Raw genomic sequence first — 1,045 nt, 5'->3', positions numbered from 1 at the left:
GAGGACGCGTCGAGCTGCGGCGGCGCGGCCGCCTCGTCGCCGGCAACGGCGCTCGCGGGGACGAGGACGGTGGTGGCGAGCGCAGCCAGCAGCGTCAGCCGGAGGCGGAACGCGACCGCCGGTCGGGTGGCTGCCGTCATCTAGCGGATCTTCAGTTCCTGCCCGGCGCCGATCGTCTGCGGATCGATGTCCGGGTTGAGCCGCTCGAGGCGCTTCACGGAAACATCGAACTTCGCCGCGATGCCGCTCAGGGTGTCGCCTTCCTCGACGACGTAGGTCTTCGGGTTCTCGGGCCCGCTCTTTTCCTTGCCCTCGTCGGCGATCTTCGCCTTCGTGTCCTGTTCGGCCTTGTCGCTGTCGCCGGTGTTGGACGCGACGATCACGAAGATCGCGGCGAGGACCGCGAGCAGGGCAAGCGGCGCGAGCACCCGGTTGAACCACGAGATGCGGTCGGAGGGGTCGCGCGGGGCACTGATCGTCGGCACGCCGGAATGGTACGGAACGGGAGCCGACCCGGCCGGGCAAATCCCCTGCGTGCCGGAGGAATTGCGGATCGGGCCGGGCTCATCCGGAGGCGGTGGCGACGACCGCGACCCGGGACCCGCCGAGCAACGCGGCGGCGTGTTCGAGATCGGTCGCCGTCAACCCCGAGCCGACCACCGGCACGACCTCGGCGACCGAGGCGATGACCGCGTCGCCGCCGCCGAGAATCGGCGCCGCCGCGTAGAGGACGACGTCGTGGACCCGCCCGAGTCGCTCGACGAGCGCCGCGAATCGCGGCCCGTCGAACCGCGCGCCGGGACCGGCCCGCCCGGCGGGCAGGACCGCGAGCTCGCCGCCGTTCGCCACCACGATGCTGCGCAGCACGTCGCGCGGGCCGGCGCGACCGTCGACGTACTCCTGCAGCCCCGGCGCCGGCTCGACGCCGAGCCGCTCGGCCAGGACGGGGCGGGCGAGATCGGCGTCGACGAGCAGCACCCGCAACCCCGCCTCCGCTGCGACGACGGCGACCGCCGCGGCGAGGCCGACGGCATCTGCGGGCGCG

1 protein-coding gene and 1 pseudogene are annotated in these 1,045 nt (G+C 73.6%); both read right to left on the bottom strand.

Features of this window, described 5'->3' with window-relative positions:
- Positions 1–140 precede the first annotated feature (140 nt).
- Positions 141–485 carry a LysM domain-containing protein gene (locus IT540_RS20740; RefSeq protein WP_291181778.1) on the bottom strand — a complete coding sequence of 115 codons (345 nt, stop codon included), beginning with the start codon at positions 483–485 and terminating at the stop codon, positions 141–143.
- Positions 486–564: 79 nt separating this feature from the next.
- A pseudogene (locus IT540_RS20735) lies at positions 565–1,045 on the bottom strand (hypothetical protein); the annotation flags it as partial.

The organism is Hyphomicrobium sp., from assembly GCF_020852195.1.
Classification (GTDB): Bacteria; Pseudomonadota; Alphaproteobacteria; order Rhizobiales; family Hyphomicrobiaceae; genus Hyphomicrobium_C.
Note: the sequence above shows the minus strand (reverse complement) of the source record. Positions and strands in the feature narration are given on the sequence as shown.